The 6,559-nt window shown below is 67.1% G+C and carries 8 protein-coding genes; 3 read left to right on the top strand and 5 right to left on the bottom strand.

Translation table 11 applies throughout. From position 1 onward, the window contains the following. Window positions 1–28: 28 nt before the first annotated feature. Both Aple_RS51540 and dacB read right to left on the bottom strand, forming a co-directional pair. Window positions 29–1,156, bottom strand: a complete 1,128-nt coding sequence (locus tag Aple_RS51540) for an Rv3626c family coenzyme F420 biosynthesis-associated protein (protein ID WP_155352141.1) — start codon at window positions 1,154–1,156, stop codon at window positions 29–31. Window positions 1,157–1,216: 60 nt separating this feature from the next. Continuing rightward, a complete protein-coding gene (gene dacB, locus Aple_RS51535) occupies window positions 1,217–2,602 on the bottom strand; it encodes a D-alanyl-D-alanine carboxypeptidase/D-alanyl-D-alanine endopeptidase (protein ID WP_246265693.1) in 1,386 nt (461 codons plus the stop codon). Window positions 2,603–2,744: 142 nt separating this feature from the next. Here dacB and Aple_RS51530 point away from each other — a divergent pair, with 142 nt between their 5' ends. Both Aple_RS51530 and Aple_RS52690 read left to right on the top strand, forming a co-directional pair. Next, window positions 2,745–3,236: an inorganic diphosphatase gene (locus Aple_RS51530; protein ID WP_155352140.1), complete on the top strand. Its 492-nt coding sequence runs from the start codon at window positions 2,745–2,747 to the stop codon at window positions 3,234–3,236. A gap of 30 nt (window positions 3,237–3,266) precedes the next feature. Further along, on the top strand, window positions 3,267–3,668 hold the full coding sequence (locus tag Aple_RS52690) for a hypothetical protein (RefSeq protein ID WP_170322084.1): 402 nt from the start codon (window positions 3,267–3,269) through the stop codon (window positions 3,666–3,668). Between the two features lie 58 nt (window positions 3,669–3,726). Here Aple_RS52690 and Aple_RS51525 read toward each other — a convergent pair whose 3' ends face one another. Then, entirely contained in the window at window positions 3,727–4,884 is a 1,158-nt protein-coding gene (locus Aple_RS51525; protein ID WP_155352139.1) for a C40 family peptidase, read from the bottom strand. Between the two features lie 405 nt (window positions 4,885–5,289). On the opposite strand from Aple_RS51525, the gene Aple_RS51520 reads away from it, so the two are divergent. Beyond that, window positions 5,290–5,895, top strand: a complete 606-nt coding sequence (locus tag Aple_RS51520) for a hypothetical protein (protein WP_155352138.1) — start codon at window positions 5,290–5,292, stop codon at window positions 5,893–5,895. On the opposite strand, the gene Aple_RS52975 is transcribed toward Aple_RS51520, so the two are convergent. Next, window positions 5,817–6,212: a hypothetical protein gene (locus tag Aple_RS52975; protein WP_174890013.1), complete on the bottom strand. Its 396-nt coding sequence runs from the start codon at window positions 6,210–6,212 to the stop codon at window positions 5,817–5,819. The two genes, Aple_RS51520 and Aple_RS52975, sit on opposite strands and share 79 nt — an antisense overlap. A 30-nt stretch (window positions 6,213–6,242) precedes the next feature. Next, window positions 6,243–6,395, bottom strand: a complete 153-nt coding sequence (locus Aple_RS52685; RefSeq protein ID WP_170322083.1) for a hypothetical protein — start codon at window positions 6,393–6,395, stop codon at window positions 6,243–6,245. Between the last annotated feature and the right edge of the window lie 164 nt (window positions 6,396–6,559).

Here is a 6,559-nt window from a genome sequence, read left to right as displayed (position 1 = left end):
CGCGTCGGTCTTATAAGGCGAAGTTAGATCACTCGGGGTTGTCGTTGTTAGTTGGGGGGGTTACGCCGTTTTGGCCGTTTTGGGTGTTGTGGGGAGGGAGGGCGTTGGAGTTGAGGACGCGGTGCATCCAGAGGTGGGGGTCGGAGATTTCTTGGCGGGTGGGGAGGGTGTTGGGGGAGGTCCAGACGCGGTTGAAGCCGGTCATGCCTGCTTCGTCGATGACGGCTTTGACGAAGGTGGAGCCCTCGGCGTACTGCTTCATTTTGAGTTCGATGCCGAGGAGGCGGCGGATGATCTGGTCGATGCGGGAGCCGCCGGCGCGGCGGTGCTGGAATTTGGCGCGGATGTCGGCGACGGAGGGGACCACGGAGGGGCCGACGGCGTCCATGACGTAGTCGCCGTGGCCTTCGACGAGGGTCATCACGGCGGTGACGCGGTCCAGGATGGCCTTCTGCTCGGGGGTCTGGATGGCTTCGATGATGTTGCTGTCGCCGCCCTTGAAGGCGTCGGCGACGGCGTCGGTGACATCGCGCATGCGGTGGAGCAGGGTGGAGAGATCCAGATCGGAGATGGTGAGGAATTCCGTCATCTGCGACTGGAGGTATTCGCGCAGCCAGGGGACGCCGGTGAACTGCACCCTGTGGGTCTCCTCGTGCAGGCAGACCCAGAGGCGGAAGTCACGGGGGTCCACGGCGAGTTCGCGTTCCGCGTGCACGATGTTCGGCGCGACCAGGGTCAACCGGCCAGTGGGCGCGTTTCCGTCGGGATCCGGCGGCAGGAACAGCTCATACTGCCCGAGAACGCGGGAGGCGAGGAACGCCAGCACGGCGCCCACCTCGACACCGGTGATCCGGGAGCCGACCGCGCTCACGATGCCGGGCATGCTGCTGCCGACCTTGTCGGTCAGCGGCTCAAGGACGACCTTGAACCCGTCCACGTTGGCCCGGATCCACCCGGGGCGGTCGACGATCGTGGCCTCCTCCGGAGGCGCCGAGTCGATGCCGGTGAACTCCTTGACGTGGCCTTCGGCCTCGCGGGACAGCCGGCGGAGTTCGGTCACGGCGTTCTTGGCCTCGTCCCGGCTCACCTGCGGGCCCGGGCGGACCAGACGCACTCCGGTGGCGACGGCGAGGTCCCAATCGATTACTGCGGGCATTACTCGCTCACCGCTCCTCATTAGCTGCGTTCCGCATTTCCCCCACCGTATGTCCTGCCGTTAAGCCGCGCGCGACACGATCGCGGCGAGCTTGTCAAGCGCCTCGATCGTCTTCGCCGGGTTGGCGACGTCGTTGGCCATGAAGGCGAAGCTGAGCAACCGGCCGTCCATGGTGTAGACGAGGCCGGTCAGGGTGTTCACTCCGTTGAGCGTGCCCGTCTTGGCGCGGACCAATCCGGCCCCAGCCCGCGAGTCGGACTCGTCATACCTGTCATGCAAAGTTCCGGTGTACCCGGCCACAGGCAGGCCGCTGACCAGCGTGTGCAGTTCGGGATGGGCCGGAGAGGCGGACAGCGCGACCAGTTTGGCCAGCGCGGCCGGGGTGATCCTGTTCTGGGTGGACAGCCCACTGCCGTCGTGCACCTCGACGCCCTGGTCGGCGCCGAGCCTGGCCAGCACCTGGTGCACGGCCTGAGCCTGACCGACAAAGGTGTGCGGGAGTTTCTCGCTGATCGCGACCTGCCGGGCGAGGGCTTCGGCCAGGTCGTTGTCGCTGATCGTGAGCATGCGTTCGACCAGCTGGTAGATGGGGGCGGACTCGACTCTGGCGAGTTCGGGGGAGGTGGGCTTCGCCGTACCAGGCCGGATGTTGTCGTTGACCTTGATGCCCTGCTTTTCGAGCAGATCGGCGAAGGCGAGGGCGGCCGCGCGGGGTGGGTCGGCGGAGCGGGCGTCCATTTTCGGGGAGACCCGGCCTTCGTCGATCGCCAGCGCCGTCACGGGCGCCGCGCTTCCTTCTGGTACGTACGTCGGCTTCCACCCTGGCGCGATCTTCGGGCCATCGAACAGGGAGGCGTCATACCTGAGCGAAACCGACGTGGTCCCCGCGTCTTTGAGCGCCCTCGCGGTACGGGAGGCGAGCGTGGCCAGCGACGCCGGACGAGGATAGACGCGCTCCTTGGGATCGGCCTTGGGCCCCGCCAGGGTCGGATCGCCGCCGCCGACGAGCGCGATCGACGTGGCGCCCGAGCGGATCACCTTCGTCACCAGTTTGGTGTCCGCCCCGACCGAGGCCAGCGCGGCCACTCCGGTGACGACCTTGGTGGTGGAGGCCGGGGCGAGCGCGGTGGCGGCCGCGGAGTCGAACAAGGTTTCGCCGGTCTCGGTGTCGAGCACCGCCCCCGCCAGATTTCCGCCAATCGCCGGGTCACCCATCGCATCACCGAGCAGGGCGGCCAAAGTACCCTTGGCTGGAAGAGGTCCGTCCGCCGCAGGGTCCAGCACAGGGCCCGCGGTGACAATAGGGGTGGGAGTCGGTTTCGGTGCCGCTATCGAGGCCGGAAGCTGTTCGGTGCCGTGGACGATCACATAGACGCCCACGGCGATGGCGAACGCCTGCAGCAGGGCGAGGGTGAACAACAACACCCAGCGCTCGCGTCGCACCACATGACCTCTTCCTGATATACGCCCACCAAATAGGACCCGTGATCCCGGTGCCACCCATGATGGCCCAGGTCACACGTTTCTTAATAAACGAGACACTAATGCCACCTCGGGGCCGCCCGGGGTGCTGAGCGGAGGAACCGCAGTGGAATTCGACGTCCTCGTTGAGATTCCCAAGGGACAGCGGAACAAGTACGAGGTGGACCACACGACCGGGCGCATCCGCCTGGACCGCATGCTGTTCACCTCCACCCAGTACCCCGCGGACTACGGCTTCATCGAAAACACCCTCGGCGAGGACGGCGACCCCCTGGACGCCCTCGTCCTCCTCCAGGAGCCCACCTTCCCCGGCTGCCTCATCCGCTGCCGCGCCGTCGGCATGTTCCGGATGACCGACGAGAAGGGCGGCGACGACAAGGTCCTCTGCGTGCCCTCCACCGACCCCCGGATGGAGCACATCCGCGACATCCACCACGTCCCCGAGTTCGACCGCCTGGAGATCCAGCACTTCTTCGAGGTCTACAAGGACCTGGAGCCCGGCAAGTCGGTCGAGGGCGCGAACTGGGTCGGCCGGGTCGAGGCCGAACTCGAGATCGAACGCTCCATCAAACGCGCCCAAACCGAACCCGGACACTGAACTGGCCTGGGTCGGCAACGTCACATCAACATGTCCATCCGCCATGGCGGTGATGACGACCGACCCGATCTGCGCCGGCGGCCTCACATCGACATGTCCATCCTCCGTGACGGTGATGACGACCGACCCGGCCTGAGTCGGCGACGTCACATCAACATGTCCGTCCTCCATGGCGGTGATGACGACCGACCCGGCCTGAGTCGGCGGCATCGCACCAACCTGAACACCCCCATGGCCGTGATGACGACTGAAGCTGGTCTGCGTTGGCGGCCTCGCATCAATCTGCCCTCCGTGGCGGTAACGACGTTTGCCGCGTTCGCGACCGCCACCCGCCAGGCCCCGGCGGATCGACCATCACCCGCCGACCGGCGAACCTTGGTGGATCCGAGTTTCCTGGCGGTTCGTGACCGGCGGGCGGGGCGGTGGATCTGACATTGCCGGCGGATTCGTGGCTGGCGGGCGATCAGTGGACCTCAGTGGACCTCGGTGGTCAGGATGGGCGGGTGGCGCCGACCAGGTCGCGGCGCCAGATCGACGCGGTGCGGACCACGTCCCCCGTTTGGGGGGCGTGGACCATCAGGCCGCGGCCGATGAAGATGCCGACGTGGTGGATCGTTCCGGGGTCGCTGGAGACGCGGCCGAAGAAGAGCAGGTCGCCTGGGCGGAGCTGGCTCAGGGGCACGTGCGGACCCGAGGTCCATTGGGTACCGGTCCAGTGGTCGAGATCGACTCCGGCCCGCTCCCAGGCGCGCATGCTCAGGCCGGAGCAGTCGAAACTCCCCGGGCCGTCGGCCGCCCAGACGTAGGGCTTGCCCAGCTGATTCAGCGCCCACTGGGCCGCGATCCCGCCCATCCCGGATGACGCCGCGCGCGCCCATTTGGGAGCGGACGCCAGGCGGAAGTTCGAATGCCGCCCGGCTGCCTCCTGTTCCCGCCTGATTCGCGCCAGTTCCCGCTCCCGCTTGATGCGCTCCACCTTCGAGCGGGCGGCGTCCAACTGCTCGACCAGGCCGGACTTCTCCTTCTTGATCGACTTGGTCTCCGCCAGCTGCTCATCGACCGCTTTGGCGGCGGCCTCCTTCAGCCGTTCCGCCTCTTTCGCGGCGGCCTGCTGCTCGGCCAGCGCGTGGGCCGCCTGAGCCTCCAGGATGGCGTGGACCTGCTGCGAGTCCCGCAACCGGTTCATGGTCGCCGACTGCTCGTCGCTCAGCTGGCTCAGCAGGCTGGCCCGGCGCAGGAACGCGGCCCCCTCGCCGACCACCGCGACCATCGGCTGGGAGACGTCAAGCCTGCCGTAGGTGTCGGCCGCGATGGCCGCCACCTGTTTTCGAGCCACCTCGACCTGCGCCTCAGCGCCGGTGAGGTTCACCGTGAGAGCCTCATGGCGGCTTTTCGCATCACGGAGCCGAACCAGTTCCCCGTTGTACGCCTCGACGAGACGTTCCGCGCGGCTGGCAAGTTCCTGGAGCCGGGATTCGGCCGTAGCCAGCTTGAGCTGGGCGCGGTTGAGGTCACGCGAACGTTCCTCGACCTGGTCTTGGGCGTCCTCGATATCCGACTTATCGGGTTCGGCGGCGACCGGCGAACCGCCTACGGCGAAGGCGAGAACGCCGACCATGGCGATCAGCATCGACCTGCGAAGTGGCATGACAGTCCCCTTCCGTCACTCCACTCCCACCATTCCCATAGATCACCCTGTGCACACTTCTCATCACTCACGGTAATTTGGGCAGGCGGGGGCACTCGCGCTCAGCGACTCCGGGGTTCTCCCACCCACCCTCTGGCAATGCGGCGAATAGCGGGGGCGGGCGGAGGGTGCCCTAAGAGGACGTTCTGTGAGCTTCCGTCCGCTCTAAGCCTGGGCAGCGGGAATCTCGTGTGGTGATCACTAACGTTCCCGGGTCAGTGGTATTGGGGTCGGCCAACGTCATGTCCGGCATGGCTATCGATGGCGACGAGGTCGCATGCGAACCTGTGGCCGTGGTGAGAATGACCAGAAGGTCGGCGGTCGTAGGTGGGCAGACAGGAGCGGGCGATGCAGCGAGCTGGTTCGATGTCGTGGCGCATCAGCGTTGACCGGTGGTCGGAGGCTCACAACATAGCGCTGTGGTTCCGCGCCGCCGAACGCATCCAGGTGGAAGTGGAGGGCGTCGTACCCGGGCCGCTGGATGTCGAGCCGCTGCCGGACCGGCGTACGGACCCGTCGGACGCCGCGGAGCTGGCCGAGGGCTGGTTGGCCTGGTGGCGGTCCCTTGTCACGGCCCCCTCGACGACCTTGCCGTTAGATCGTCAGAACCCGCCGGTGGCGTGGTCATTCACACCGCCCGCCTTCTCCGGCCTCCATGGTTTCCCCGCGCTGCGGCAGGCCGTGGCCGGACATTGGGAGGAGGCCCATCGTTGGCACAGCGCCCAAAAGAGCGTTGGCCTGGCGTCTGGCCTGCATCTGCATGAGAAGGTGCCGACCGGCCAGGTGGTGGCCGAGGTCGAGAACGAGCTGGGCCGCAAGGCGCGACCATTCTCGCTGGAGCTCGTCGTGCTGCCAGTGCGTGACGACGAGATCCGCCCCGTCGGTCCTTACCGCTATCTGGTACCCGAACGGGTCCACGACGGTCCCCGATGGCCCGGCCTGCTGCGCTCGCTGGTGACGCCGTACATCTGACTGCGGAGCATGCACCAGGCGTTTGAGCGGATGTTCTCGGTGTTCTTGGCCACGATGGGCAGGTCCAGTGCCTGGCACAGGTCGCGCGCACGCAACGGGCGGCGCAGGTCCTCGCGTGCGTCGATCTTGTCCAGCAGCTGCTTAGCGGGGTCATGGCTGGTCATGTAAACGGTCTGCTCCACCACCCACCGCTTGGGCTGGGGGATGAAGCCCCTGTCGGCCGGGTTGCGTTCGACGACCCGCACGTCGATGCCGAGGCTGGCGCCATGGGCGACGAACGAGTTCTTGAATCCCTGGTCGACCAGCGCCGTACGCACGCTGCCGGGGGTGTGGCGGCGGTGAGGCGGTCAGCAGAGCGATCCCGGCGGTGTTGTCGTGCGCCGCGGCGGCCAGCACCACGACCGCGATGGCCACCCCAGCGCGTCCACGGCCAGGCCGCGCTCGCGTACGGCTTGCGCTCGCTCGCCGAGTCGTCCCAGCACATCCGAGCCCACCAGCATGGCATAACGCTACAGATTCGCTCGATCACACGACGACACGATGGGCGTCAACTCGCGAACCGCCCTCTAACGGCATGAGCGGTTGGTTTTGCTGGTGTGGTCGCGGGTGGGGTCAGGGGTGGGGGTGGAGGTTTGGGGCTTGTCGGTTGGGGTGGGCGGTGGGG

It is taken from the genome of Acrocarpospora pleiomorpha (genome assembly GCF_009687885.1).
GTDB lineage: Bacteria > Actinomycetota > Actinomycetes > Streptosporangiales > Streptosporangiaceae > Acrocarpospora > Acrocarpospora pleiomorpha.
This window is presented reverse-complemented; position numbering and strand designations above follow the sequence as displayed.

Coding starts and splice junctions, on each gene's coding strand:
- Aple_RS51525 (WP_155352139.1), bottom strand. CDS start 4,884: ATGCCACTTCGCAGGTCGATGCTGATCGCCATGGTCGGCGTTCTCGCC.
- Aple_RS51540 (WP_155352141.1), bottom strand. CDS start 1,156: ATGCCCGCAGTAATCGATTGGGACCTCGCCGTCGCCACCGGAGTGCGT.
- Aple_RS51520 (WP_155352138.1), top strand. CDS start 5,290: ATGTCGTGGCGCATCAGCGTTGACCGGTGGTCGGAGGCTCACAACATA.
- Aple_RS52685 (WP_170322083.1), bottom strand. CDS start 6,395: ATGCTGGTGGGCTCGGATGTGCTGGGACGACTCGGCGAGCGAGCGCAA.
- Aple_RS52690 (WP_170322084.1), top strand. CDS start 3,267: ATGTCCATCCGCCATGGCGGTGATGACGACCGACCCGATCTGCGCCGG.